Below are 25,504 nucleotides of genomic sequence, written 5' to 3' on the forward strand. Positions count from 1 at the left end.
TTGTTAAGTGATTGGCCCGGGGGTCACTCCCGCTGCGAGGCGTGGCAGCCACTCCACCAGTCCCGGTACGGCGATGATGAGAGCCAGTACGGCCACTTGGAGGCCGACAAACGGCAGGGCTCCCCTGTAGATATCTCGAGTGCTCACCTCCTCGGGGGCTACACCACGCAGATAAAACAGGGCGAAGCCGAAAGGAGGTGTCAGGAAGGACGTCTGCAGGTTGGCTCCGATGATGACGCCGAACCACACCATCGCCTCAGGGCCCAACAGTTGACGGGCTGCGGGCAATAACAGGGGCACCGCAATAAAAGCGATTTCGAAGAAATCGATGAAAAAGCCCAGCAGAAAAATAATCAACATGCTGAACACCAAAAAGCCCACCCTGCCTCCCGGCAGGTTGAGGAGCAGTTCGGAAATCAGTTGATCGCCTCCCACGCCCCTGAAGATCAGGCTGAAGGTGGTGGAGCCCATCAGGATCGCCATCACCATTGCAGTTGTGCGCATGGTGCTCTCGCACACCGCAGAGAGTTGGCTGCGGCTGAAGCCACCGTTGATGGCAGCCAGAACCATGGAGCCAACGGCACCGATCACACCGGCTTCGGTGGGTGTAGCGATCCCGAAGAAAATGCTGCCCAGGACCGCCACGATCAGTGCGAGCGGTGGAAGCACTGAACGGATCAGCTGCAGCGGGTTGCCCGTTTTGGTGACTTCAGTCTCAAGTAATGGTGCCAGCTGTGGTTTGAGTGCACTGATCACCAGGACGTAAATGGCGAACACAGCCGACATCAGCAGCCCTGGGAGGAGGGCTCCGATGAACAGATCTCCAACGGAGATACCCAGCTGATCCCCCAGCACCACCAGAACGATGCTGGGGGGAATGATCTGCCCGAGGGTGCCGGAGGCCACGATGACGCCTGTGGCGAGGCTTTTGTCGTAGCCCGCCCGCAGCATGGCCGGCAGGGAGATGAGCCCCATCGTGGTGACGGTTGCCGCTACCACGCCCGTTGTGGCGGCGAGCATGGATCCCACGATCACGACCGCCAGTGCCAGGCCGCCGCGCAGGCGGCCCAGCAGCTGACCCATGGTTTCCAGCAGACGTTCAGCAATGCCCGAACGTTCGAGCATGGCGCCCATGAACACAAAGGCAGGAATGGCCAACAGGGTGAAGTTGGCCATGATCCCCAGGATGCGTTGGGGCAGGGCGGCGACGAACTGAGGCTCGATTTCACCGCTGAACATGCCCAGCAGGGCAAAAATCACGCCCACGCCGCCGAGGCAGAAGGCCACCGGGAATCCGCTGAGCAGAGCGAAGACCAGCGCCAGGAACATGCCTGGAGCGAGTACAGCTGAGGGGTCGAAGCTGATCACCCAGCCGAGGGCTTCAATTTCAATCACAGGGCAGGCCCTCTGTTATGCGTTTCCTCCGCTGTTGGGGGCTCCGTCTTGTCCTTGCGGGGCGCCCGGATCAGACGCAGTACTTCAGCAATTCCCTGGAGGCCGAGCAGTAGAAAACCCAGCGGGATCAACGATTTCACCCAGGTGCGGGGCAGTCCGCCGGGGTCTGGCGACAGTTCACCGATGCTCCAGGATTGCAGGGCTGGATCGATGGCAATTGCCATCACGCCAAAGGCAAATGGCAGCAAGAGAACGAAGATTCCCCGCAGCTCCTGGCGCTGGCGTCGACGTTCAGACCAGCGGCTCTGGAGCACATCAACACGAACATGTCCATCCTTTTGCAAAGTCCACCCCAGGCCCAACAGAAAGATCAGATCAAAGAGGTACCACTGGGCTTCGATGAGTCCGTTGGAGCTGAGATTGACGCCGATTGCTGACCCCAGGTAGCGGCCGATCACATTCCAGATGCCGATAGCCAGCATCAGCAGGACAGACCATCGGGCCAGCCAGGCCGCTCCGGCATTCAGGCGATCCACCAGCTGCACCATCCCTCTTGGCGGCTGGCTCATGGCTGGTCCCCCTCGGCGTTGGCGGTGAAGTTGGCCAGGGGAAGTTCATTGATTCGGTTCCAGCGGATGATGGCGCGCTGGAACTGGCGCCACTGCTCAAGCAGATTCCGAAAATCAGTGTCGCTTCTGGCCAATTCGGCAAACATCTCCTTGGTGGCGTCGCGTGCTGCATTCAAGATGTCGTTGCTGAAAGCCTCAAGCCGGATGCCCTGCCGTTGGAGCCGCAGGAGAGCTTCGCTGTTGCGTTGTTCGTATTTGCTCAGCATGCCCAAATTGGCTTCGTAACAAGCGGTCTTGAACATCGCTTGGTATTCCTTCGGCAAGGCAGTCCAGGATTTCCTGTTCACCAGGGCTGAGAGGGTTGGTCCCGGTTCCCACCAGCCCGGGTAGTAGTAGTACTCGGCGGCTTTATGCAGGCCCAGTTTTTCATCGTCGTAGGGGCCGGTGAATTCCGCTGCATCGATCGCACCCCGCTCCAGCGCGAGATAGATCTCACCACCCGGCAGCACCTGCACATTCACCCCAAGGCGGGCCATGACCTTGCCTCCAAGGCCCGGGATGCGCATCTTCAAACCCTGAAGGGAGGCCAGCCCCTGGATCGGGCGTTTGAACCACCCCCCCATTTGGGCACCGGTGTTGCCGGCAGGAAAGAATTTGGTGCCGAAGTCGCCAAACAGGCGATCCATCGCCTCATTTCCCCCCCCGTTGTAAAGCCAGGCGTTCTGTTGTTGGGCGGACAGGCCGAAGGGCACCGCTGTGCCAAAGGCGAAGGCTGGGTTTTTGCCGATGTAGTAGTAACTGGCCGTGTGGCCACACTCCACAGCACCAGCCTGCACCGCATCCAACACCTCCAGTCCGGGAACGATTTCGCCGGCGGCAAAGGGCTCGATGTTGAACCCACCCCCGCTCATCTCAGCCACCCGTTGGCAGATGGTTTCAGCGCCTCCGTAGATGGTGTCGAGCGAGATCGGCCAGCTGGTGGCCATGCGCCAACGCACCTGGGGGAGGCCGCTGCTGCGGCTTTCATCAGCACGACGGATCGTGCAGGCGCTCAGGACTCCGGCGCCAGCGGCAGCGGCGATGGTTTGTCCACTGTTACGGAGCAGCTGCCGACGTTGCATGGCGTGGTCCTGCATGCGTCGCTTGGGAGGCGACATGGCCTGTTTTTTACCCTACCGATGGTGGACAGCAGCCCTTGACTTTGTGGCAAACAGAAAAGCCCCCCGCGTTGCGGAGGGCTGAACCGTTCTCAAGGGGGCTGTGGTTGTGAGACCAGGGGCGTATCGCCACCATCAGCTCTTCACTGTCAGCTCTCCACGTTCAGCTCTCCACGGTCACTGAAACGCTGGTGTGCTCCACAGCTTTGCCGGCCTTGATTTCAAGAATGCCGTCGCGATAGCTGGCCTTGAGTTGGTCGCGATTGAGGCTGTGGGGAAAACGGAAGCTGCGGCTCCAGGTGCCGTTGCGGAATTCGCTCAGCAGCGGCGCGTTGCTCTCATCGCTTTCTGTCGCTGGGCGCTCGGCCGTGATCACCAGATTGCGATCGGTGGCCTTGATGTCGATGGAGTCGCGGTCCACGCCGGGCAGCTCCAGCCGCACGCTGTAGCTGGTTGCGGTTTCATGGATTTCGGCGTTGGGGACGCGCTCTGCCGTGGCCATTTGCTGCTCGAGACGCTCGAACAGATCGAAGGGAGATTGGCGAAGGGTCAGCATGATGATGGCTCCGAAGAATGAACATCTGCGGACTGGGTTGATCGCCCGCCATCACAATCTGCGCTGCTTGGATGAAAATCAGAAGGATGAGAACCGTCCGATTTCATTCGGTCTCTACCACCAGGTTCGGTTGGCACAACAGGGATGGCGTTGAAACCGAATCTCCTTAAAGCCACTTAAAGCCACCACCAGTCGCTGAAGCAGGCCGCCTGTCCACAGGCCCGCTCTTCTGCATCCCAGAGGGTCCAGATCTTGGCGTTGTTGATCATGAATCGCCGCCCTTTGCGGCTGATGCGAATGCCGCGGTAGTTCCGTACCGCGTCGAGACGTTGGGCTTGGCCCAGGGCGCTGCTGCGTTCCGCTCGTTCGCTCTCCGGTGCGGTGAGCCGTGAGGGCATGCCGATCAGCGCATCCCAGCGGGCGTCCCAAAGCTGCAGGGCCGCAGCGTTGGCATACGTGAGCTTTGGATCCTTCTCTGTGCCGTGGGCCAGCACTGGAAAACCGCAGGCGAACAGCTCCTGGCAGAGCAGCCGCTTTGAGCGGCCTGGTTGGGCGGAGGCGATCAGCGGCCGAGCGAAGGCCCGTTGATGCGATTGCAGCAGCAATCCCGCGAGCCCCTGTTTGTCCTTGCTGAGCCAGTCGGCCTCGTTGGCCATGGTTCCCGGCCGCCCCACGTCCCGTCAGCTGCCGGCCGCCATGGCCTGCAGCATGGCCTTCTGGGCGCTGGCCTGGCCGTGGGCTTTGAGGTTGCTGAGGAAGGTGCTCCGAGCTTCGGCGAAGCGGGGGTCTTCCGCCAGCGGCAGCTCTCCGGCGGCATCGAGGCCCGTGTCGCCCTCCATTGCTGGGGTGATCACGACAAGGTCGCCATCGAGGCTGCGGTTGTAGCGCCACCACAGGGCGGGGTCCTGCACCGCCGCATGGGGCGGCAGCGGTGTTGCCTCTTGAGGCGTGCTGGCTTTGTTCTCCTCCTTTGCTGCCGCCGCCCGCTCCGCCAGGGCCTTGCGGCGGTGTTCCGCCAGGTCTTCCAGCAGCCGAGCCCGGTTGCGGCCCCGTAGTTGGAACAGCACAAAGGGATCTTCACTGAAGCGATCCCCCATCAGGAAATACACCGCGCTGATGTGTTTGCAGGGGTTGGCCTTGTCGGGGCAGCTGCACTCGCTGCGCACCTCCTGCAACTTGAACGGGAACAGGCGTTTGCCGCTGGCGGCGAAGGCCCGTTCGATGTCTGCAGGCATGATCCCCGCCAGCAGCTGGGCCGACCAGCGGGCTTTCTGGGTCAGCGCTTCCAGCACATAGCCCCAGTCCTCATCGTTGAGCACGTCCAGCCAGAGCTTCACCTTGTAGGGCGCTTCATCGGTGCCCTGCACACGGGCATGAACCCGGCGGCCTTCGAAGCGGATCGAGGTCACATGGCCTTCGCGGGCGTAGCCCCAGGCCCGCTCCAGCCGTTTCTTGAAGCGATAGCCGTTGATCAGCTCCATCCACTGCTCCACCCACCAGGGTTGCTGGCCCAGGCCGTCGTCGCCGATGGCGGTGATGCCGTTGCTGTTGCTGTTGCTGAGGGTCATGGTCAGGTGTCCTCCAAAGCGACGAGATCGCGCAATTGATCGCCACCGAGGCTTCCCAGCCAATCTTCCCCGGAACCGATCACATCTTCGGCCAGGCGTGATTTCTCGCGGATCATTCGATCGATTTTTTCCTCCACCGAACCGCTGGTGATGAATTTATGAACCATCACCCGGTTCGTCTGGCCGATCCGGTAGGCCCGGTCGGTGGCCTGGTTTTCCACGGCAGGGTTCCACCAGCGATCGATGTGGAACACGTGGCTGGCCCGGGTGAGGTTGAGGCCCACACCACCGGCCTTGAGCGAGAGCAGGAACAGCTGTGGACCGCGGGGATCCTCCTGGAAGCGATCCACCATCGCCTGGCGTTCGCTCTTGCGGGTGCCGCCGTGCAGGAAGGGCACTTCCCCCTTCCAGCGTTGCTGCATCCAGGCCTGCAGCAAATGGCCCCATTCGGCGAACTGGGTGAACAGCAGGGCCCGATCGCCCGCTTCGATCACCTCCTCGAGGATTTCCTCCAGCCGCTGCAGCTTGGCCGAACGGCCCAGGAAACCATCGTCCACGGCCCCCTCGCTCAGGGCCAGGGCGGGATGGTTGCAGATCTGTTTCAGCCGGGTGAGCAGGGCCAGCACCTGCCCGTGGCGCTGCCCGCGCGGCGCCCGGGCAATGGCATCGAGGGTGTCTTCTACGGTCTTGCTGTACAGAGATTTCTGCTCCTTGCTCAGCCCCACCCATTCGCTCAGCTCCACCTTCTCCGGCAGGTCGGAAATGATCGTCTTGTCGGTTTTCAGCCGGCGCAGGATGAACGGACCCACGCGGCCTTTGAGGTCCCGCAGGGACGACATGTCGCCGTAGCGCTCAATAGGCATCCGATAGCGCTGGCGGAAGAAGTCCTCTTCCCCCAGCACCTTGGGGTTGAGGAAGTCCATCAAGGCCCACAGTTCGCTCACCCGGTTCTCCACGGGGGTGCCGGTGAGGGCGATGCGGAAGCGGTTGCTCTTGCTGCGGCCGGTGCGGGCCAGATCCCGGGCGGCTTGGCTCTGCTTGGCGCCAGGGTTCTTGATCGCCTGGGCTTCGTCAATCACCACCCCTTGCCAGTCCTGGGTTTCCAGCAGTTCGCTGTCCCGCTGCAGCAGCCCGTAGCTGGTGAGCACCAGATCCACCTGCTTCAACGCTTTCTTGAGTTCAGCGGGTGTGGAGGGGCGTCTTGGGCCGTAGTGCTCGATTACGGCTAAATCGGGCGTGAAGGATTCTGCCTCCCGTCGCCAGTTGGTGAGCACCGAGGTGGGGGCCACCAGCAGCACCGGGCGCTTCAGTTCTTGCTCCGCTTTGAGGTGCTGGAGAAACGCCAGAAGTTGGATTGTTTTGCCCAGGCCCATGTCGTCAGCCAGGCAGGCCCCTTGATCGAAGCGGTGCAGGAAGGCGAGCCAGCCGAGGCCCCGCTCCTGATAGGGGCGCAGTTGGCCGCTGAATCCTTCCGGGGCCGGCAGGGGGTCGGGGGCCTTCTGCTGGTGGTACTGCTCCAGCACCGATTGCAGCCTTGGGCCGGCATCGAAGCGGTGTACCGGCATCCGCATCAGCAGTTCCCCTTCCGTCCCCGTCAGCCGTAGCGCGTCGTCGAGGCTCAGCTCCGGTTTCGCTCCACAGAACCGTTCGGCGTTCTTGAGGTCGTTGGGCCGCAGTTCGATCCAGGCCCCCTTGTGGCGCACCAGGGGGCTGCGCTTGCCGCTTAGGCGCTCCAGTTCCCGCAGGGTGAGCGTCACCCCGCCGATCATCAGATCCCACTCCCAATCCAGGCACTCACCCAACGTGAAACCGCTCGAGCGTTCGGGCAGTTCCGCTTTGATCGCCAACCCCAGCCGGCTGGCCAGGCCACCGGAGAGGCTGGGCGGCAGCTCCACCCCCACACCGGCATCCCGCAGCTGCCGGGCAGCCGTGCGCACCAGCACGAAGGCCTCGGCTGGGGTGAGCTGCATCGTTTCAGGTGTGGCGCTCTCCAGTCCCCGCTCAATCGCCGGAAACACGCTCAGGGCGCGGCCCATGCCTTCCAGCAGCACTTCACCCGGTTGGTCCACCCGGATTTCTCCAAGCTGTAGCGGTTCCGCACCAGCCGCCCAGGCCGCGGCGGCAGGGAGCTTCAGGCTGGGGTCAGCTTCCGCCTGCAGCCCGAAGCGCAGCTCCCAGAGATCCTCCCCATCCGGTGGGGTGTGCAGTTCAAGGCAGGTGCGGGCCGCAGCAAAACCGCCGGCGATGCCCTCCCTCCAGTGATGGCTGGCGGTGGCCAGGCGTTCGGCCTCTTCATCACCGATCTCGATCACCCCAGTCTCTGAGCCCAGGGCCTCCTGCCAGAGGGTCAGCAGGGGATCGAGGCCATCGGTAGAGGGTTCAAAGTCCTTGCGCAGCTGCGCGTCCACCAGGTCTTCCAGCAGCGTCGCCACCCGCAGGCGTCCGCTGCGAGGCCGGCAGCTGGCCACGGGGTTGGCGGCCCGCATCGCCTCCGGTCGCAATCGGGTGGTGCGGTTGCTGCGGCGCCCCAGGGGTTCACGCCAGGGCAAGGCGCAGGTGGCCACCAGCGGCAGGCTGGCCGCCAGATCCTCCAGCCGGCGCCGGTCTTCTTCCCGGTTGAGCAGGGGCACCCAACGGGCCCGATGGGGATAGCCCTCCCCTTTGCTGAGCTCCATCTGGGGAATCCAACGTCCCCGGGCCACCAGGCTCAGGGCCCAGCGCTGCAGATGGCTCCACCAGCGCAGTTCGTCAGCCAGGTCTGGATTGGTGCCGGAGAGGGGCAACCGGGACAACCACTCGGTGGCCGCGGATGGTTCCACCGCGAGCCCCTGCACCTGCCAAGGCCACCATTCTGTTTGCTTGGGGATCGGTTCGCCGGCCTGCATCGGCAGCCCGGTCCAGCCCGGTGGTTCCGGCGTTGGCTCCTCTTTTTTGCTGCGGCTTTTGCGGGGCTTCACCGTGCGGCTCGGCAGGGTGAGGCATGCCGTGGCATCGATGCAGCCGCCCGGCAAAAGGTCGCGTTCGCCCAGCCAGGCCCTGAGGTCGTCGTGGCTGAGGGTGAAGGGGTGCAGTGCTGGGGTGAGGCCCGGGCCTTCCGGTGTGGCCACCCGCCAGGTGTCAGCCCAAACGAGCAGTGCCGGTTGACCGGAACTGTTGGAAGTGCGGATGGCGGGAAGCCAGGTGGCGTGCAGCAGGCTCATGGCCGCGACGCGGGCAGGAAGCGGAGGGTGCCGTGGAGCAGGAGAGCACTGCCGATCAACGGCAGCCAGGCCTGAAAAAGCTCCAGTAGTAATGATGCCAGGCCATCGACCTGCCAGTTGTCAAGGGGTAGAGGCATGCCGAGGCTGCGCAGCCCGCAGACCGCCCCCACCAGACCCGCCTGCAGATGCCCGTCATCGGGGTCCACCCGTTGCAGGTGGAAGGCCAGCAGGCCGTAAAAGAGGCCACAACCGCCGGAACGCACAGCAGCTTCCAGACCCCAGGGCAAACTCAGCAGCCCAGCGCTGATGCCGGCAGCCAGCGCCCAACCGATCGACTGCAGCCGCAGTCGCTGGCGAATCTCAGGATCACTGGGCGGAACGGCCACGGGCGCCGGCGGTTCAAAGGCGATCATGACGGCAGGATCCCACCTTCCTGTCATGGTTGCCGCCGCATCGTCGTTTTCTGCAGCGTCTGCACCGCGCAGTGGGGAGGAGATCCGTGAGGCTTTCCTCAACTTCTATGCCGAACGCGGCCACAAGCGGATGGCCAGCGCCTCGTTGATTCCCGAAGACCCAACGGTGCTGCTCACCATTGCGGGAATGCTGCCGTTCAAGCCGGTGTTTCTCGGCCAGCAGGAGCGACCTGCGCCCCGGGCCACCAGTTCGCAGAAGTGCATCCGCACCAACGACATCGAGAACGTGGGGCGCACGGCCCGGCATCACACCTTCTTCGAGATGCTCGGCAACTTCTCGTTCGGGGACTACTTCAAACAGCAGGCGATTGAGTGGGCCTGGGAGCTCAGCACCGGCGTTTATGGCATCGACCCCAAGAACCTGGTGGTGAGCGTCTTCCGGGACGACGACGAAGCCGAGCAGATCTGGCGCGATGTGGTGGGGGTGAACCCCAAGCGGATCATCCGCATGGATGAGGCCGACAATTTCTGGGCGTCCGGCCCCACTGGTCCCTGTGGCCCCTGCTCGGAGATCTATTACGACTTCAAACCCGAGCTCGGAGATGAAGGCATTGATCTCGAGGACGACGACCGGTTCATCGAGTTCTACAACCTGGTGTTCATGCAGTACAACCGCGACGCGGAGGGCACCCTCACGCCGCTGGCCAACCGCAACATTGACACCGGTATGGGCCTCGAGCGGATGGCCCAGATCCTGCAGAAGGTTCCCAACAACTACGAAACCGATCTGATCTTTCCGCTGATCCAAGCGGCTGCCGATCTGGCGGGGGTCGATTACCACCAGCTCAACGACAAGGGCAAGACGTCGTTGAAGGTGATCGGCGACCACAGCCGTGCGGTGACGCAATTGATCTGCGATGGCGTCACCGCCAGTAACCTGGGCCGTGGCTACATCCTGCGGCGCCTTCTGCGCCGGGTGGTGCGCCATGGCCGCCTGCTGGGCATCGACAAACCCTTCCTCGTCACCATGGGCGAGGCGGCGATTGCCCTGCTGAAGGGAGCACATCCCAGCGTGATCGAGCGCCAGGAGGTGATCCTGGCCGAACTCCAGCGGGAGGAAGCCCGCTTCCTTGAGACCCTCGAGCGCGGCGAGAAGTTGCTGGCGGAGGTGCTGGACTCCAAGCCCGCGCAGATCAGCGGTGACCGGGCCTTTGAGCTGTACGACACCTATGGCTTCCCGCTGGAGCTCACCCAGGAGATCGCGGAGGAGCAGGGCCTGACCGTCGACCTTGATGGGTTCGAGGCGGCAATGGAGGAGCAGCGTCAGCGCGCCAAGGCGGCCGCGGTGAGCATCGATCTCACGCTCCAGGATGCGATCGATCAGGTGGTGGCGGATCAGGCGGCCACTTGTTTCGAGGGGTATGAGGCCCTCGACCAGGCCTCCTGCGTGCAGGCGTTGGTGGTGAACGGTGAACCAGCCACCACCGCCAAGGCGGGTGATGCGGTTCAGGTGGTGCTCGACACCACGCCCTTCTATGGCGAAGGCGGCGGTCAGGTGGGTGATCGCGGCGTGCTGGCGGGCAGCGATCTGATTGTTCGGATTGAGACGGTGAGCCGCAGCCGTGATGTCTTCGTCCATGCCGGGCGGGTGGAACGCGGCGAGCTCGCCTTGGGTGACACCGTGAAGGCTCAGGTGGACCGCGCCTGCCGGCGTCGGGCCCAGGCCAACCACACCGCCACCCACCTGCTGCAGGCTGCGCTCAAGCAGGTGGTGGATCCAGGGATTGGCCAGGCCGGATCACTGGTGGATTTCGATCGCCTGCGCTTCGACTTCCACTGCCCCAATGCGGTGACTGCGGAGCAGTTGCAGCAGGTTGAAACCCTGATCAACGGCTGGATCAACGAGGCCCATGCACTGCAGGTGCAGGAGATGGCGATTGATCAGGCCAAGGCGGCCGGAGCCGTGGCGATGTTCGGTGAGAAGTACGCCGATGTGGTGCGTGTGGTCGACGTGCCCGGTGTGTCGATGGAGCTCTGCGGTGGCACCCACGTGGCCAACACCGCTGAGATCGGCTTGTTCAAAATCGTGGCGGAGAGTGGAGTTGCTGCCGGCATTCGCCGGATTGAAGCTGTCGCTGGTCCCGCCGTGCTCGCCTACCTGAACGAGCGCGATGCGGTGGTAAAGCAGCTGGGGGATCGCTTCAAGGCCCAGCCGGCCGAAATTGTTGACCGTGTGGCGGCCCTCCAGGAGGAGCTCAAGGCCACCGGCAAGGCGCTGGCCGCGGCCCAGGCAGAACTCGCGGTGGCCAAGGCGGGCGCTCTGGCCGCCAAGGCCGAGGCCGTGGGCGCCTTTCAGATGCTGGTGGAACGCCTCGATGGCGTGGATGGTACCGGTTTGCAGGGGGCAGCCCAGAGCCTTGTGGATCAACTGGGGGATGATGCGGCGGTGGTGATCGGAGGTTTGCCGGATCCAGGCGACATGGGCAAGGTGATCCTGGTGGCGGCCTTCGGCAAGCAGGTGATCGCCGCCAAACTGCAGGCGGGCAAATTCATCGGCGGCATCGCCAAGCGCTGTGGTGGCGGTGGTGGTGGTCGCCCGAACCTGGCCCAGGCTGGAGGTCGCGATGGCGCTGCTTTGGATGGAGCGTTGGCTCAGGCCCGCTCAGAACTGGAAGTCAACTTGCAGCGTGAAACTTGAAGCATTGATCAGCCTCTTCAGCATCAGTCTTTTGCCTGCGGTGAGGGGGCTTGGGTTGATTTGTTGCAGCGTGATTGACGCTGTTTGACTGGTTATCGCTTGCAAATAATGCCTTGATCAATGAGTGCCACGAGTGCTCATGCAGTTGGATGGTGTGATTCAATATGTCAAAGCAGTGTTGTTAATGCTTTAATGATCTTAAGTGTTAATCACTAATTAAGGTGTAGGTTTATGATGTTTAGGAGAATTTGCTTATTTGCTAAGCGTAAAAGAGAAGGCAGCGTTGGTTTTGTTTTTCGTTTTATAAGTTGCTCGTGCTCGTGCTCGTGCTCGTGCTTTGGCTTTGAGTCTCGCTTGTTTCTGGTTCTTTGTTGTCATTGGATATCTGCTTTGGTTCTGTTTGTTGTTTGTCTTCTTTCTTCGGTTCTTCTTTTGGCTCTTGATTGTCTTGGTCGTCTTGATTGTCTTTGTCTTCTTTTTTCTCTTTTTTTGAAAGTTTGTTGTCAGGAACGACGAGATTGTTGGCGCCGCGAAGTCGTGGATATGGAGTTCTTGCTTCAATCAACCAGTCAGATCCTAGGATGGCCAGCAAGGTGCGATCGGGTAGCCCATACAGTTGTTGGTAGATCAGGTTGATCACATGGCTTTCTGGCAGGAGGTTCTGCCCGCTCATCGTCTCGATGATCAACTGAGAGAAGCGTTCTTTGCTCATCATCTGTTGACTCAGCAGTGTTCCATCCGGGCTGAATGTCGCCTCTTCACCAGCTTTCAGGCGAATGAGGGCGTCGGCATTGCTGATCAAGTTGTTGAGGTTTGTGCTCGAGATCGTTGTTTCTTCGGATGTCGGTTGTGAGAATGCATGGCCTCGATCTTGATTAAGGGCCACTTGTGTCGCTCTGCCGGTGTTGAATTCGCCGGCTTGCCATGGTGTGGGTGATTCGGGTGTTTTGGCGCGAAGGTTCGGGTCGTTGACAAACCCTCCATTCGTGGCGAATCGATAGCTGACCTGACCGCCCACCACGGTGTCGAGCAGCTTGTCGTATTGACCGTAGGCCGACAGGATCACTTGGTCGCCGACAGGCACATTCAAGCCGACCCGTCCACCGCCATAGGAATCACCTGTGCCGTGGAGCACGTAGGGCGAGAGTGACAGGGTGATGGACTGGTCGCCCAGATCAGCCACGGGGATGCCGACCTGGCCGATGGCGAATCCCAGATTGTTCGCGCACTGATCCAGAGGGATGCCTCCCGTAACGCCGAACTGCCAGCGATCTTTCTGCCACTGGCCTCCCACCGCGACCTGAGAGTGGAAACATCCAGATCCATCCCAGCCGTCGTAGCCAATCAACAGGGAGCTGATGCTGCGGTCATCGGGGTTGAACCACTTGTATCCCAGTTCTGTGCTCGCGCCCCAAGCACCATCAAAGTTGCTGCTGGCCGTTGAGTAGCTGTAGAGAAGCGTGCTGCCCAAGTTCTGGCTGAGCGGGACGAACACTGAGGCGTCGCCAAGGATGAGGCCTGCAGCTTCCCCCAAGGCACGTCCAGAGCTGTTGCTGCCCCAGCTGCTTGCACCGAAGCCGATCACTGGGTTCAAGGTGGGGTACAACGAGAGGATGTCAGTGCTGCTCTGGCTGCCTGGTGTTTCCAGGGCATCACCCACCGTTGCTTCGCCGCTCAGCACTGCGAGGTCATAGTTTCCGTCTTCTTGGACGCTCAGGACGTAGGTGGTGCCACGGATCCCCAGCACTTTTGTTCCCAGACAACTGTTCTGAGGGCCGTTGACCAGCACCTGACCGCGATCCAGGCGAAAGCAGTCTTCCCCTAGACGGATCAGGCTGTTGTTTCCCAGAAAGCCGAGTGCCCGTCGGTCAAACAGCACTTCGGCCCTGCTGCTGCCGGTGCTCAGTTCCTGACCACGGTCTGCGGTGTCATCAACCGTTGCCGGTTGCCGGTCGATGAACACTTCTCTGCCATCGATGATGCGACGAATCGTGGCGTTGTTGAACGGAGCTGCTCCCGCTGCTGCTGGAACCAGAGACGCCGCGCAAGCGATAGCCAACAACTTTCTGTACACGAACACCAAACGTTGACCACAGGTTGGTCTTACTGATCTGTCTCCGCAGGGGTGACCTCCGCGGTGTCAGTTTTTAGTGCGAACACCTGTTGCTGGCCTTGCCCACGGATTGGAAACGTTCCCAGGTCCTGCAAACGCCAATCATCGGGTAGATGTTCTGCCACCGCAGCACTCATCACAATCGACTGGCCGCACTGTTTGGCAATCGCCTCCAATCGGCTGGCCGTGTTAACGGCATCGCCGATGACGGTGTAGTCCATGCGGCTGGAGCAGCCAATGTTGCCGCTCACAACCCAGCCATAGCTGAGCACCACCACCTGCTCCCATGGAGATTGCCCTTGAGCGATCCAGGCGCGATTCAGAGCGGCGAGGCGTTGCTGAAGCGTTATCGCCGTTCTGACTCCCGCAATCACGTTGGTGCTGTTTGTTTTCTGTAGAGGTGCTCCAAACACCGCAAGAACAGCATCGCCAATGAATTTATCAACGGTTCCCCCCTGTGAATGCACGGCGTCCACCACCTCGCTGAAGTAGGTGTTGAGTCGATCAACCAGTCCTTTCACATCGCCTCGTTGGGTCATCTCTTGGGTGAATGTTGTAAAGCCACGAATGTCGCTCATCAGGACCACCACATCCATCAACTTCCCACCCAGCAGTTCATCGGCTTCTTCTGGCTGGTCGGCGATCTCGGCTGCGACTGCAGGTGAGAGATAACGACCCAGCGTTCGGCGCAAACGTCGCCGTTGCCACTGGAGTCGAAGGGTGGCATCGGCGCTGGAGACAATCCCGGTCAGGATCAGGCAGCCTGCAGGCCCCAGCACTGGTAGCAGGAGGCCGCCCCAGGCAATCAGTCCGGCACCTGCTGTCACGAGGACACCGGAGGCTGCCAACAGGACCCCAAGTCTTGGCAGAGGCCGCTCCTGGCGCGATGTGCAGATGCCTGCAAGGAGCACCAGAACCGCCATCGCAAGATTCCACCCCGGTGGAGCAGGTATCCAGCGAAGTGAGCGATCTTCCAGCCGGTTGGCGACCTCGGTGGCATGCAATTCCACGCCAGGCATGCCTTGTGCACCTGAGAAGACGGCTGGATGGAGGTCTTGAAACACGGCTGCTGTCGGTCCCACGAGCACCGTTGCATCCGTGAGCACGCCGCTTTTCTTGATCGTGAGGAAGGCGTTGGCGTCGAGAAGTTCCCAGATCGAGAGGGTTGGAATCGTTCCAGGAGGTCCGTAGGGATCCAACAGATCCAACGGTTCGTCGTCGAGGTTGCTGTCAGCGTTGGCCAGCTCGAGCAAGGTCTTGGCCAGTCCATCGGGTACGGAGGAACCCAGGTGCTGGCGCATCTCCACTGCACTGTGTCCAGGCCGCCGACGAATCACACCGTCTCGATCAGGAGATCCATTAAGAAGCCCTCGGTTCAGTGATTGGTCAGCTGGTTGCAGGGCGGGAGTCAGGTCCAGCAAGGACATGCTTGCCACGGGGCCGCGGCCGCTCAACACCTGCACACCGAGTGCCACGCGGTCGTGGTAGCGCCTCAACGCACCGGCGAAAGCTGCATCGTCGTCTGCTCCATGGCTGCTGGGTGCTTCGAACAGCAGGTCAAATCCAACGGCAGAAGCACCTGCTTCAAACAGCCGTTCCAACACCTTCACGTGCACCCTCCTTGGCCAAGGCCATTGGTTCAGGTCTTGGAGCAGAGGGTCTCGGCTCAGGTCGGCGTTGGCAGCTTGCTGAAGGCTGAAGTCGTCGATCGCGACGATCACCACTCCTTTCGGTGCGTTACGGGGCCCTCGGGTCTCCTGGACCCAGTCAGCAAAGCGCAGGTCAAGGCGGCTTAACCGCTCCTTGCCGAGTCCTCCGACCGTGAGGACCAATCCGCTGAGCAGCAGCGTTGGGCCATAACGTCGAATCCAGTCGTAATGGTGTGACCGTTCCATGGCGTTTCTGACTCCTGCACTGTGGGGGGGATTCCCTGTAAGCGCCATTCCCCTGAGCGTTCATTGGCATCGCAGCAGCCACTCCGTGAGAGCGACTTGTTCAAACAGCACCTCAGCTCAAGTTGGCATGCGGATGTGTTCGCTCAGCTGTTGGTGAGCGCTGTCCTTCGGTGGCCGAGTGGGCATTCTGGTGTTGGTGCTTGTCGCGTCGTAACCGCACTTCATCTCTGAATCATGTCTGCGCTCACGTCCGAGGATCTCGCCTCCATGCCTTTGTTCGCCGACCTGGCGGATGATCAGCGCGTGCTTCTTCTGGATCGCCATCGTGAGACCAGCCATCTGGTCGATCAGGTGATCGTGATGGAACAAGACTGGGGTGAGTCGTTGTTTCTGATCCGTGATGGGGTGGCCAAGGTGCGCACCTACACAGTCGATGGCGACGAGGTGGTGATGTCGCTGCTTGGGGAAGGCGATGTTTTCGGTGAGATGGCCGCTCTTGACGGTGCCGTTCGCTCCGCTGATGTGGTCGCCCTGACGCCACTTCGTTTGGTCAAACTTCGCTCTGCGCCCTTTGCGGCCTTGCTGCGGCAGCAGGCGACTCTTGCCCTCGCCTTGGCGCGTTTGGAGGCATCCCGTCTTCGCGATCTCAATCAGCGCTTTGCCCTGCAAAGCGCTGATGCCACCACTCGCTTGTTGGATGCCCTCGCTTACCTGGCTCGAAAGAGCGGTCCCACCGCAGATCCCACGGCTGTGATCCCGCCGTTGGCGCAGAAAGAGATCGCTCTGATTGCAGGGCTGGCACGGGAAACGGCGTCCCGCACACTCAGCAAGTTGCGTACACGCGGCACAGTCACGGTCGCCAACGACGGTTCAATGCAGCTCGCTGACCTTCAGCCCCTGGTGAAGCGAGGTCTCCTGACTCAATCCTGAAGGTAGGTGGTTTGCCGCAGACTGCTCTCCAGGTGGTCAAGAAGCCTGCGCGATTCATCGATCCGCAGCTGGCCGTTGTTGATTGCCGCCTCTGCCGCAATCCGCAAGCGTTCGAGCAAGGCGCGGGGGTCGTGCTCCATGGCCTCGAGCACGTCGGCATTGGTGTCACCACGCACGACGTGGTCAATGCGATAGCTACCCCGTGGGCTGAGGCGAATGTGCACGGCGTTGGTGGTCCCAAACAGATTGTGCAGATTGCCCATCACCTCCTGATAAGCGCCGCTGAGGAACAGGCCGATCAGATACGGGTTGTTGTCGTTCAGGTCGTGGAGCTCCAGCAGATGTTTGGGTTGCCCATCGCCGATGAAGCGATCAAGTCGCCCATCGGAATCGCAGGTGAGATCGGCGAGGTTGGCCAGCCGTGTTGGCCGTTGATCCAGCTTCTGGATGGGCACCACCGGAAACAGCTGATCGATGGCCCAGGTGTCCGGAGCCGAGCGGAAGATCGATAGGTTTGCGTAATACGTTCCCGCCAACGCTTTGCTGAGGGCTGCCAGCTCTTCAGGGACGACTTGGTTGTTGGGCAGCCGTTGGGCAATGGCATCAGCGCAGGCCCACGTCAGTTGTTCGGCGGTGGCTCGATCGGGTAACCCCATGTATCCGAGCCGGAATGCGGCGAGTGCATCCTGTTTGAACTTCAGGGCGTCGTTCCAGGCTTCCTGCAGCCGTACGAGCTGGGCATCGGCCGTCACCGATAGCTCTTGAATCGTGGCGAGGGTGTCCCGGAGGTTGCGAACGGTCAGAGGCTCCTCTCCGGTGGCGTTGGGGATGGATGCCGGGAGTGCGCTGCTGCCCAGGATGTCGAACACCAGCAGCGAGAAATGGCTGGCGATGGCGCGGCCGCTTTCGCTCACCAGCGTGGGTACAGCAACACCATTGGGCTCACAGCACTCCCGAACCGTGGCCACAACGTCGTTGGCATAGTTCTGCAGCGAGTAGTTCGTGGAGGCCGCCGACGCCGTCCGGCTGCCGTCGTAGTCGATGCCGAGTCCACCCCCTACATCCAGGAAACCCATCGGGGCCCCCAGTCGGGTCAGTTCTACGTAGATCTGCCCCGCTTCTTGGAGAGCGTCCTTGAGAACGGCGATATCGTTGATCTGGCTTCCAATGTGGAAGTGCAGCAGGCGCAGATCTTGGAGCAGGTTGTTGTCCCGCAGCCGTTCCACGGTTGCCAACAACTCGGGAATGGAGAGGCCGAATTTGGCCTTGTCGCCCACGGAACTGCCCCAACGTCCTGTGCTGCGGCTGGAGAGCTTGGCCCGCACGCCGATGTAGGGCGCTGCCCCCAGGCTCTTGCTGGCTTCGATAATCCGGTCGACTTCATCCGGCTGTTCAATCACCACGACCGGTTGCCGTCCCAGACGTCGCGCCAGGATTGCAGTCTCGATGTAAAGACGATCTTTGTAGCCGTTGCAGATCAACAGGGCTTCGGGGTCGTCCAGCAGTGATAGTGCAATCAGCAGCTCCGCTTTGCTGCCCGCTTCCAGTCCGAAATTCCAGCGGTGGCCACAGCTCACCAACTCCTCCACCACGTGGCGTTGCTGGTTGCACTTCACCGGGAAAACGCCTTGGTATCGGCCTGGGTAGCTGTACTGCGCAATAGCGCGTTCAAAGGCGGCGTGGAGCCGCTCCAAGCGGTCTTCAAGGATGTCGTCGAAGCGAATCAGCAGCGGCAGAGCCAGGTTGCGGCTCTTCAGCTCCGACACCAGATCCACCAGGTCCAGGCTGCCGCCGCGATCCCCTTGGGGTTGAACGCTGATGTGCCCGCGCCCATTGATGGAGAAGTACGGATCGCCCCAGCGGTTAAGGCCGTACAGCGCCGCACTGTCTTCAATCGACCAGCTTTCGCTGTCAGCCACCGGCCTCTGTCGTGGGGAATGGTCGGAATCTAGGGACTTCCCCTGCACTGCCCAAGGCCTGTGCTTGCCAATCGGGGTGGCCAGCACTGACGATGGCTGCGCTTCTACCTAACACCAATTCCATGGCCGAACGCACTTTTGTCGCCATCAAGCCCGACGGCGTCCAGCGCGGCCTGGTGGGCGAGATCCTCGGTCGCTTTGAGCGCAAGGGCTTCAAGCTTGTGGGTCTGAAGCAGATCACCCCCAGCCGTGCGCTGGCTGAGGAGCACTACGGCGTCCACAAGGAGCGTCCTTTTTTCGCCGGTTTGGTTGATTTCATCACCTCTGGCCCAGTGGTGGCCATGGTGTGGGAAGGCGATGGCGTCATCGCCAGCGCCCGCAAACTGATCGGCGCTACCAAGCCCCTCGAGGCCGAGCCCGGCACCATTCGCGGCGATCTGGCCGTCAACATCGGTCGCAATGTCATCCACGGTTCCGATGCTGCGGAAACGGCTGCCTTCGAGATCGGCCTGTGGTTTGAAGCGTCTGAACTGAACGACTGGTCTCCTTCTGATCAGGAGTGGCGCGTCGAGGGCTGATCGCCTGACAGCTCGTTCTGATCTGCATACCCTCGGGACTCAGTCCCGGGGGTTTTGTTGTGAATGCTGAATCGCTGCTGTTGTTGCAGGCCCTGGACGGGGCGGTTGATCAGGCATTCGCTGATGTCGAGCCCTGCAGCTTTGCCCCCGGGTCTTGCCTGGTGCGGGAAGGTGAGTCAGTCGATGGGTTGCTGCTGATCTCGCGTCGGGTGTGGTTCAGGCTCGATGGGCTGATCTGGTGGATTCCCCGGGGCCGCTGCTGGGTCCACCCTGTGTGATCGTCGATATCTCCTATCTGCTGGGCGGAGTGGCTCGGGCCAGTGTGATTGCCCTGGAGCCTGTGGATGCCCTGCGCTTGTCTCGCCAGGGCCTCGAGACCTTGATGGCGTGATCCGGGCCACGGGCAACAACTGTTTCGCGCTCTGGCGGCCATCAATGCCCAGCGCTTACTCCTCCAGACCCATTCCCAAATGCGCGATGGCGTGGCAGGACACGGGGCGGCGTCGTTGATGCCCGAACCGCTGGCTGTAGCGGTGCAGCGGTTCAAGCAATGTGCGGCTGCGGTGGAGGTGGATCTCCGCCGCAGCACCCCTGATCCGGTGATGAGGAGGGATCTGACGGCGGCTTTCGACACCTTGGTGCGTCTCACCGGCAGACTGTTTCCGCCTCTGTCAGGCGAGACCAAGGCACCTGACAGCCCGGCCTTCAGGCATTGCGCCTCGAAATGTTGTCCTATGTGCTGACCCGTTCCGCCGAACGGATGTATCGCAAGCCGATGGGCTACGCGCGGGACCTCCTCACGACCGCCTAGATGTATGCCGATGAGCCATGTGGGGCTGGGGAGCTCGGCACGCTGCTGGACCGCTGCTTTCTCAACCAACCGGCGGCACAGGCGCTGCGCAACTTCGAGGGCTGTTCCGTGAGGAGTTGCAGCCGGCTCTCACCCTTACTGATCAGAGACCTCTACGGGTGACCAGCCTGGCCTGCGGCCCTGCCTCGGAGGTCTTCGACATCCTTCTGTAGGATCATCAGTAGCACTGGAGTACGTGCGCGAGCGGCTGGAGCGTGCAGGGCTTGCGTCGGTGGTGCGCCTGGAACGCAGCAACCGTCCTCATCTGTGCATTGGCCGCCAGAAGTTTGAGCTGGAACCCCAGCACTTGATCTATTCAATCGGCTTGATTGACTATTTCGATGATCGGATCGTTACGCGCTTGCAGACCTGGATGCGGGGGTGTCTCGCGGGTGTGGGCGATCCATCCTGGGCAATTTTCACACCAGCAATCCCACGCGCGGATCGATGGATCACCTGCTCGATTGGCCACTGATTAACCGGGATGAGGGCGACATGGTGCGCCTGGCAGGGCTGCAGGCTTCGCTCCGGGCACAACGCAATGCCGCTTAGAGGGAGCCGGCGTCAATCTGTTTGCGGTATCAACGCATTGATTGGCTTCGATTGACAGATTATTTTCAATTTTAACACACCTGAAGTCTGGCTTTGCTGCTTGATCATCTGCTCATGCGCACGTCCAATTGCTTTCGAGGCAAGTCTGAGTTGAGGCTGCCCATTTTTGACGACTGCCCTGCTGGACTAGATTGAGTCTGAAGGGATAGGTGAGTGGCTACTTCCCTTTGTAATCACGGGCTTTTACACCGTATGCGCTGGGTGTGATGTGTTAAGAGAGGCTTGAAGGAAGCCTTTATGTGTGAATTAAGGAATTTCTTGAAGTGGAGATCTCTTTCTTTAAGATTTAAATTTCGTCATTTAGAAATGCTTGTCGCTCAGCTGTGCTGACGTGCTCTCCACGATCATTCAGTAATTGATTGCATCCTGCAAGACCACAGCGCAATGGGGCAATCATGCATCGATGAATGCCTAAGGCAAGTCGAGAAAGATCGTCTTGTTGTTGATTGTCACGGCTCCCTTCCACAAGTTTTGTATTCTCTGGTGCCAGGTCAAGTCTTGAAATGTTGTATCCCATATTTTTTGCAAGATCCCGGATGGAGTCTATGTAGGCAAAGTCGATTCCGCCGAGGCATCGTTCCGCTGCTTGTTCGCGAAGTTGCAGAAGCTTGTCTTGTAATCCCTTGTCCTCGCAAACGGCAGAAAGAAAAATGTCTAGCTGAGTAGAAGTCATAATGGTAATTGGTTTTAAGGCTTAGATAGAATGATGACGAGTTGGCATTTTTCTGCCTGAGTAGAACGGGGGGTGGCCATGCTCACTGATCAGTTTTCTCTTGGCTGCCTGTATGTCTTCGGGAAGAAGGGGCAGAATATGTTTTTCCCACCGCGGCATCGTTAGGCATTTCATTGGGTCTGGACTCATCTGTGTGTCATAAAGACCGGCATGAGCCCTACATCCACCACCACATAATGAAAAGTACTTGCACTGACGACAGTGACTTAGTGCACCTGAGCGGATTGAGTAGAAATCTACTTCTGATTCTACTTTGGCACAGGCCTGGCTGAGGTGGTCGTATTCTTCTGTATTAGCTAATGGTTTTGTCAGCAGAGGACATATTGTAAGCTCCCCTTTTGGATTGATATTTATTGTTCCCTTTCTGTAGTCACAGGGATGAGATACTTCTGTAAATTCATGCATGTCAAGAGCTGTTTTTTCATAGTTATGATGAACTCCTCCTATATCTAGACCTATGATTTGTCCGTCATTAAAGTGTCGCTCTAAGAGGTTTCGATAGGCCTTGAAAAGGTTGTCGTAATTTTGGATTGATTGCTGCTCTCCAATTTCAAGAGCATCTGGTGTATGCATGTGGGTGTTGATTTTCCATTCAAGCCTATTTTCTTTGACAAAATCGTACATTGCGTCTAGATGCTCAATATTGTGCTCGTTGACGACGCTGATAATTATTGTCCGAAGGTATTTCTTGGCTTTGATAGCGATGTCGGCTAATTTGTGATTAACGGCTCCCACTCTTACGGGGTCATGTCCCTTGATTCCATCAAGGCTTATGGCGATATAGCGTAATCCTGCATCTGCCAAATCTTGAATCATCTGCTCTCCCTTATTGCCCATAAGAAGAGAGCCATTGGTCACCAGACTGCTATAGCCTTTCTTGCCTGTGATGTATGAGATAATTTCTAGGACATCAGGATGCATTAGTGGTTCTCCACCAATAAGAATGTATCTTCTTACTCCCATTTCAGATGCTTGATCGATCAGTTGTCTGGCTTTTTTTGTGGATAGATAAGTGCCATTCTTGCTGCTAATTTGTTCAGCACAGAAGCAGTATGAGCATTTGAAGTTACATTGATTTGTGAGCTCAAGGCGAAGAATAGAATGTGTATTTTTGCTAATTGACGCTGTCTTCATTGCCCTTTGATCTTGCCTATCCTTAGTATGAGCTCATCTCTTAAAGTCCGCAGCAACCCAGGTTAAATTCTTTCTGAAGGTATGTCTCTAACTGCTGTTATTGATTTTATGAGAGCAGTTAAAATTACCCCTCTTCTGGGTGATCAGGTTAAAACGGCACGTGAACGGGCCTCACAGCGTTGCCAGGGTGGGTTTGATGATGAGTATCTAGATCAGTTGGTCAAACTAGCAGAACAAGCTGGATATAAAATTTCAGTCAAAGAACTCAGGCAAGTACCTGGATTCTTGCCTGTGAATGACCCGAATTAATTACCCATTGATGGTTATTAATTTGTCCCCTTGTGGTGTCTTTGGTGAATCATCAGAATAGTATGTGTCTTCCAAGGTAGATTGAATTAAGTCAGGTCTCCCGATTGCCTCCAGCAATAAAGAAGCTGTTATCAGCCTTGTTCCGATGCAAAAGTCGTCATATTTATACTCTGAGCCCTTATGGGTATGCGTTACGTGGCACCCTCCAGCACAGGAGTACCGGCAAAAGCAGTCTTCACATTTTCCTTTTTTGGTGACAAGTTCACGTATTGACTCAACATTGGACTCTTTGATTGATACCACCCCATTGGACCGTATTTCACCTATCTTTAAATCCATGTCGTGGGCTTCCCAGTCATTTGGAGATAAATAGCATGCATTAAGAGACCCATCAGGGTGAACAACGATTGCATCATCTCCAACCAAGCATGATGTTAATCGTGGTTCCCCTGGATTAATCGGAGTGTAGGCAAAGTCAACGCCAGTACCCCTAAGGTGTAGAAAAGTTTGATGCCAATTACGGGCAAAATCAATTGGACTTGGAGGGTAAATTGACGCAAGTACTGTTAATGTGTTTTCAGTTAGCGGCTCAAATTTAATGCTTGATGGCCGCCATCTTTCTATCATATTAGAAGCTATTGATTTCATCTTATGGACTGTCTCTGATGTGATACATCCTCGAATATGCAGCTCTAGCTTACTCTTGGAGAAGTAGTCTGCGCTTTTGGCTACTGCCTGATAGCTTCCATGATCTTTATTGATAGGTCTATGCAGGTCATGTTCGTCTTGTTCTCCATCAATGGATAGGATGATCTTATGAAAATTTTCTGATATCCACTCTCGCATAGATTCGGATAATACTCCATTCGTTGTGGCCATATAAAATGGCTGTATATTGTGCTTTAAACACTCTTTGTTTGAAAATTCAACGATCTCTTTGATCAGCTCAAATGTTGTAAATGGCTCTCCACCAAAAAAGTGAATTTTTAATGGCTGATCTTTCTTGGTCTCCCGCTTACGTTGCGACCGCCTTTTGACCGTCCATTTGATAATCTCTTTTGCTCTTTGTATGTCCAGGCTATTTTGTGGAGAGGTTGGTCCATCAAAATGACAATAAGTGCATTGTAGGTTGCATCCTCTCGTTGTGACAAAGACTAAAAAGTCGTCATTGAGCTCTCCTTTTTTTTGCTTTGGTTTGAGGTGTGGTTCCTGGTGTATTAATTGATTGATAATAGCTAGTTGGGGATCTTGTGTGTTGATTTTCCCCCCTTTTATTTCTTGTATATCCTCGTCTGTAAGAAGTGCATTAAAGTCATGAAGTGGTGCATGGAGTAGCCAGTTTTTTCCGACTGGTATTGCAAATACTTTGCTGGTCTTGAGTGCTTCTTCTTTTGCGGAGAAGTTTTGTTTGATTGATTGTAATGGTGTGGGCATGGGTTCTATTTGAAGGTGCTAGTGAGAACAGTGGTTGGGTGTTTTGAAGTAATATCTATCTATGCATATTGCAAAAGTGGTGGGTTGGGTAATTTCTCAAAAATCCCTTTCTCGTAAAGCGTGTTTGCTGCATGCAACACAAGTCCTGGGTTGATTTCGTTTGTCTTAGAGATTTCTGAGACTATTTCTGAAACTGACAATGTTCCATTAATTCTTGATACGATCTCTTTTTCGATTTTGTCTTTTACAATTATGTTCGCGTATTGTGTTTTCAGGTTGAGCTGCCCTTCGTGATTGGTGATATAGATTTCTTCCCTTAGTGATAATATCTTTTCGATATCTAGGCTTTCGTTGAAGATTGTTTTCTCGCAATGTTCAAAGAATTCTTGGATTTGTTTAATGGGGTCATCTAGCTCTGTCTCAGCGTAAACGGCATAGCCTTGAGGCCATCTCTCAAAGTCTATGCATGGGCTAATTAACTTGATGTTTCTTTGCGACAAGTTGATCAAAAATCCAGAGACACAGGCGATGGAGCCTAGTTGAGTATTGATTGATAAATCTTTCGCCCTACCAGCGCAGCTTTTTGTCTTCAGTGACTCAGGATTTTGCAGCACAAGGTCGATATCCTTGAGTTCTATGGCACTGAACTCTTGCATGATTATATGAAGTTCTTTGAGGCTATTAATTGAGAGACGGTCCCAGGTGCCCCCCATTGTTTCTCTCAATTCTATAAATTGCCGGGTGCGATCTATGTTTTTCACCCACGCGGCAGTTGTTGTTTGGGGTGGAATTCCAAATTCTCTATTGAATGACTGAATATATTTTTCGTAATCGGGATTATCAAAGGGATCTGTGGCCCAATACAAAAAACCTGTGGCTCCGGCTTCCCCTATATAGTTTTTAAGACTTTGTATGATTGAATTGAAGATTGTTCCGTTGTTATTCCTCTCATATCGTGCGACTGATTTCAGTTTGGGAGCTGAAAGGCCGCAGTATTGGCATCCTATAGAGCAACCTTCGGATAGTTCAATCGCGAATGGAAGGAGTCTTTTCCTTCTGGCAAACCCATCGGCGGCTTGTCCGGCATAACGATTGGCTTGTCTGTTTCGCCAGTGGCGAAACGAAGAGGGTAAGTCTGTGTCTAGCTTCTGTAGCCAATGGTAAGCATTTTGCCGTCGCTTTGTGCACCAATTTGTGTAATTTATAGATGTATCTGTTCGTCTGTCAAAAAGTCTGCTTTGGGATTCTTGCCAGAGGTCTTGGATCTCTGAAGGTACGAGTTGAATTCCATAGCGACTGATGATGTTATTCGGGCTTTGGACTGCTTTCTCTCTGAATTCCGGATCGGCGGTGAAAAGCTCCAAAAACCTTTTGACTTCCCAGGGCTGCGTTTTAGATGTCATGTGCCTGCTTGAAAAAAGGTGTGTGTGATTGAAGCTTT

The 25,504-nt window shown here is 57.8% G+C and carries 23 protein-coding genes; 8 read left to right on the forward strand and 15 right to left on the reverse strand.

What is annotated here, in order from left to right:
- Positions 1 to 3 precede the first annotated feature (3 nt).
- The 8 genes from KR52_RS03180 to KR52_RS03215 form a co-directional block, all read right to left on the reverse strand.
- The gene (locus KR52_RS03180; protein WP_038552374.1) at positions 4 to 1,395 is read right to left on the reverse strand and encodes a TRAP transporter large permease subunit; all 1,392 of its coding nucleotides are present in this window, start codon (positions 1,393 to 1,395) and stop codon (positions 4 to 6) included.
- Positions 1,392 to 1,964, reverse strand: coding sequence for a TRAP transporter small permease subunit (locus KR52_RS03185; protein ID WP_038552376.1), 573 nt, complete (start codon positions 1,962 to 1,964; stop codon positions 1,392 to 1,394). The genes KR52_RS03180 and KR52_RS03185 overlap by 4 nt, the downstream gene beginning before the upstream one ends.
- Positions 1,961 to 3,085: a TRAP transporter substrate-binding protein gene (locus tag KR52_RS03190; RefSeq protein ID WP_038556778.1), complete on the reverse strand. Its 1,125-nt coding sequence runs from the start codon at positions 3,083 to 3,085 to the stop codon at positions 1,961 to 1,963. Before KR52_RS03190 ends, KR52_RS03185 begins: the two co-directional genes overlap by 4 nt.
- 199 nt (positions 3,086 to 3,284) lie before the next feature.
- Entirely contained in the window at positions 3,285 to 3,677 is a 393-nt protein-coding gene (locus tag KR52_RS03195; RefSeq protein ID WP_038552378.1) for an Hsp20/alpha crystallin family protein, read from the reverse strand.
- A 176-nt stretch (positions 3,678 to 3,853) separates the two neighbouring features.
- Positions 3,854 to 4,333: an MEKHLA domain-containing protein gene (locus KR52_RS03200; RefSeq protein WP_038552381.1), complete on the reverse strand. Its 480-nt coding sequence runs from the start codon at positions 4,331 to 4,333 to the stop codon at positions 3,854 to 3,856.
- Positions 4,334 to 4,357: 24 nt separating this feature from the next.
- The gene (locus KR52_RS03205; RefSeq protein ID WP_038552384.1) at positions 4,358 to 5,245 is read right to left on the reverse strand and encodes an SWIM zinc finger family protein; all 888 of its coding nucleotides are present in this window, start codon (positions 5,243 to 5,245) and stop codon (positions 4,358 to 4,360) included.
- A gap of 2 nt (positions 5,246 to 5,247) precedes the next feature.
- Positions 5,248 to 8,445, reverse strand: a complete 3,198-nt coding sequence (locus tag KR52_RS03210; RefSeq protein ID WP_038552387.1) for a DEAD/DEAH box helicase — start codon at positions 8,443 to 8,445, stop codon at positions 5,248 to 5,250.
- A complete protein-coding gene (locus KR52_RS03215; protein ID WP_038552390.1) occupies positions 8,442 to 8,858 on the reverse strand; it encodes a hypothetical protein in 417 nt (138 codons plus the stop codon). The genes KR52_RS03210 and KR52_RS03215 overlap by 4 nt, the downstream gene beginning before the upstream one ends.
- Positions 8,859 to 8,883: 25 nt before the next feature.
- Between KR52_RS03215 and alaS the strand changes: the two genes are divergently transcribed.
- Positions 8,884 to 11,556, forward strand: coding sequence for an alanine--tRNA ligase (gene alaS, locus KR52_RS03220; protein WP_038556779.1), 2,673 nt, complete (start codon positions 8,884 to 8,886; stop codon positions 11,554 to 11,556).
- A gap of 301 nt (positions 11,557 to 11,857) precedes the next feature.
- On the opposite strand, the gene KR52_RS03225 is transcribed toward alaS, so the two are convergent.
- Positions 11,858 to 13,345 (reverse strand): hypothetical protein, encoded by a 1,488-nt coding sequence (locus KR52_RS03225; protein ID WP_253912440.1) that lies wholly within the window; start codon positions 13,343 to 13,345, stop codon positions 11,858 to 11,860.
- Positions 13,346 to 13,659: 314 nt separating this feature from the next.
- The gene (locus KR52_RS03230; protein WP_038552393.1) at positions 13,660 to 15,564 is read right to left on the reverse strand and encodes a CHASE2 domain-containing protein; all 1,905 of its coding nucleotides are present in this window, start codon (positions 15,562 to 15,564) and stop codon (positions 13,660 to 13,662) included.
- Positions 15,565 to 15,798: 234 nt separating this feature from the next.
- Here KR52_RS03230 and KR52_RS03235 point away from each other — a divergent pair, with 234 nt between their 5' ends.
- Positions 15,799 to 16,494, forward strand: a complete 696-nt coding sequence (locus KR52_RS03235) for a Crp/Fnr family transcriptional regulator (protein ID WP_038552395.1) — start codon at positions 15,799 to 15,801, stop codon at positions 16,492 to 16,494.
- Here KR52_RS03235 and speA read toward each other — a convergent pair.
- The gene (gene speA / locus KR52_RS03240) at positions 16,485 to 18,413 is read right to left on the reverse strand and encodes a biosynthetic arginine decarboxylase (RefSeq protein ID WP_038552398.1); all 1,929 of its coding nucleotides are present in this window, start codon (positions 18,411 to 18,413) and stop codon (positions 16,485 to 16,487) included. The two genes, KR52_RS03235 and speA, sit on opposite strands and share 10 nt — an antisense overlap.
- 122 nt (positions 18,414 to 18,535) lie before the next feature.
- Between speA and ndk the strand changes: the two genes are divergently transcribed.
- The 5 genes from ndk (at position 18,536) to KR52_RS03265 (ending at position 20,316) form a co-directional block, all read left to right on the forward strand.
- Positions 18,536 to 18,991 carry a nucleoside-diphosphate kinase gene (ndk, locus tag KR52_RS03245; RefSeq protein WP_038552400.1) on the forward strand — a complete coding sequence of 152 codons (456 nt, stop codon included), beginning with the start codon at positions 18,536 to 18,538 and terminating at the stop codon, positions 18,989 to 18,991.
- 211 nt (positions 18,992 to 19,202) lie between these two features.
- Positions 19,203 to 19,382 (forward strand): hypothetical protein, encoded by a 180-nt coding sequence (locus KR52_RS14070; RefSeq protein WP_156957569.1) that lies wholly within the window; start codon positions 19,203 to 19,205, stop codon positions 19,380 to 19,382.
- A gap of 91 nt (positions 19,383 to 19,473) precedes the next feature.
- Entirely contained in the window at positions 19,474 to 19,734 is a 261-nt protein-coding gene (locus tag KR52_RS03255) for a hypothetical protein (RefSeq protein WP_156957570.1), read from the forward strand.
- A gap of 85 nt (positions 19,735 to 19,819) precedes the next feature.
- Positions 19,820 to 20,014: a hypothetical protein gene (locus KR52_RS03260; protein ID WP_038552408.1), complete on the forward strand. Its 195-nt coding sequence runs from the start codon at positions 19,820 to 19,822 to the stop codon at positions 20,012 to 20,014.
- A 23-nt stretch (positions 20,015 to 20,037) separates the two neighbouring features.
- Positions 20,038 to 20,316: a hypothetical protein gene (locus KR52_RS03265; RefSeq protein WP_038552411.1), complete on the forward strand. Its 279-nt coding sequence runs from the start codon at positions 20,038 to 20,040 to the stop codon at positions 20,314 to 20,316.
- Between the two features lie 423 nt (positions 20,317 to 20,739).
- On the opposite strand, the gene KR52_RS03270 is transcribed toward KR52_RS03265, so the two are convergent.
- On the reverse strand, positions 20,740 to 21,126 hold the full coding sequence (locus tag KR52_RS03270) for a hypothetical protein (RefSeq protein WP_038552414.1): 387 nt from the start codon (positions 21,124 to 21,126) through the stop codon (positions 20,740 to 20,742).
- A gap of 21 nt (positions 21,127 to 21,147) precedes the next feature.
- Entirely contained in the window at positions 21,148 to 22,320 is a 1,173-nt protein-coding gene (locus KR52_RS03275; protein ID WP_071840154.1) for a radical SAM/SPASM domain-containing protein, read from the reverse strand.
- Positions 22,321 to 22,401: 81 nt separating this feature from the next.
- Between KR52_RS03275 and KR52_RS14075 the strand changes: the two genes are divergently transcribed.
- Positions 22,402 to 22,629 carry a Nif11-like leader peptide family natural product precursor gene (locus tag KR52_RS14075; RefSeq protein WP_071840155.1) on the forward strand — a complete coding sequence of 76 codons (228 nt, stop codon included), beginning with the start codon at positions 22,402 to 22,404 and terminating at the stop codon, positions 22,627 to 22,629.
- Here the strand turns inward: KR52_RS14075 and KR52_RS13510 are convergent, their stop codons facing one another.
- Positions 22,630 to 24,063, reverse strand: a complete 1,434-nt coding sequence (locus KR52_RS13510) for a radical SAM/SPASM domain-containing protein (protein WP_071840156.1) — start codon at positions 24,061 to 24,063, stop codon at positions 22,630 to 22,632.
- Positions 24,064 to 24,122: 59 nt separating this feature from the next.
- Positions 24,123 to 25,466 carry a radical SAM family RiPP maturation amino acid epimerase gene (locus KR52_RS13515; protein WP_071840157.1) on the reverse strand — a complete coding sequence of 448 codons (1,344 nt, stop codon included), beginning with the start codon at positions 25,464 to 25,466 and terminating at the stop codon, positions 24,123 to 24,125.
- Between the last annotated feature and the right edge of the window lie 38 nt (positions 25,467 to 25,504).

This window comes from Synechococcus sp. KORDI-52 (assembly GCF_000737595.1).
GTDB lineage: Bacteria > Cyanobacteriota > Cyanobacteriia > PCC-6307 > Cyanobiaceae > Parasynechococcus.

Excerpts from the sequence above, each read along its gene's own strand:
- KR52_RS03190 (WP_038556778.1), bottom strand. The coding sequence starts at position 3,085 with ATGCAACGTCGGCAGCTGCTCCGTAACAGTGGACAAACCATCGCCGCT.
- KR52_RS03205 (WP_038552384.1), bottom strand. The coding sequence starts at position 5,245 with ATGACCCTCAGCAACAGCAACAGCAACGGCATCACCGCCATCGGCGAC.
- KR52_RS14075 (WP_071840155.1), top strand. The coding sequence starts at position 22,402 with ATGTCTCTAACTGCTGTTATTGATTTTATGAGAGCAGTTAAAATTACC.
- KR52_RS03275 (WP_071840154.1), bottom strand. The coding sequence starts at position 22,320 with ATGAAGACAGCGTCAATTAGCAAAAATACACATTCTATTCTTCGCCTT.
- alaS (WP_038556779.1), top strand. The coding sequence starts at position 8,884 with ATGGTTGCCGCCGCATCGTCGTTTTCTGCAGCGTCTGCACCGCGCAGT.
- ndk (WP_038552400.1), top strand. The coding sequence starts at position 18,536 with ATGGCCGAACGCACTTTTGTCGCCATCAAGCCCGACGGCGTCCAGCGC.
- KR52_RS03260 (WP_038552408.1), top strand. The coding sequence starts at position 19,820 with ATGTGGGGCTGGGGAGCTCGGCACGCTGCTGGACCGCTGCTTTCTCAA.
- KR52_RS13510 (WP_071840156.1), bottom strand. The coding sequence starts at position 24,063 with ATGCCCACACCATTACAATCAATCAAACAAAACTTCTCCGCAAAAGAA.
- KR52_RS03235 (WP_038552395.1), top strand. The coding sequence starts at position 15,799 with ATGTCTGCGCTCACGTCCGAGGATCTCGCCTCCATGCCTTTGTTCGCC.
- KR52_RS03210 (WP_038552387.1), bottom strand. The coding sequence starts at position 8,445 with ATGAGCCTGCTGCACGCCACCTGGCTTCCCGCCATCCGCACTTCCAAC.
- KR52_RS03185 (WP_038552376.1), bottom strand. The coding sequence starts at position 1,964 with ATGAGCCAGCCGCCAAGAGGGATGGTGCAGCTGGTGGATCGCCTGAAT.
- KR52_RS03230 (WP_038552393.1), bottom strand. The coding sequence starts at position 15,564 with ATGGAACGGTCACACCATTACGACTGGATTCGACGTTATGGCCCAACG.
- KR52_RS03195 (WP_038552378.1), bottom strand. The coding sequence starts at position 3,677 with ATGCTGACCCTTCGCCAATCTCCCTTCGATCTGTTCGAGCGTCTCGAG.
- KR52_RS03200 (WP_038552381.1), bottom strand. The coding sequence starts at position 4,333 with ATGGCCAACGAGGCCGACTGGCTCAGCAAGGACAAACAGGGGCTCGCG.
- KR52_RS03215 (WP_038552390.1), bottom strand. The coding sequence starts at position 8,858 with ATGATCGCCTTTGAACCGCCGGCGCCCGTGGCCGTTCCGCCCAGTGAT.
- KR52_RS13515 (WP_071840157.1), bottom strand. The coding sequence starts at position 25,466 with ATGACATCTAAAACGCAGCCCTGGGAAGTCAAAAGGTTTTTGGAGCTT.
- KR52_RS03270 (WP_038552414.1), bottom strand. The coding sequence starts at position 21,126 with ATGACTTCTACTCAGCTAGACATTTTTCTTTCTGCCGTTTGCGAGGAC.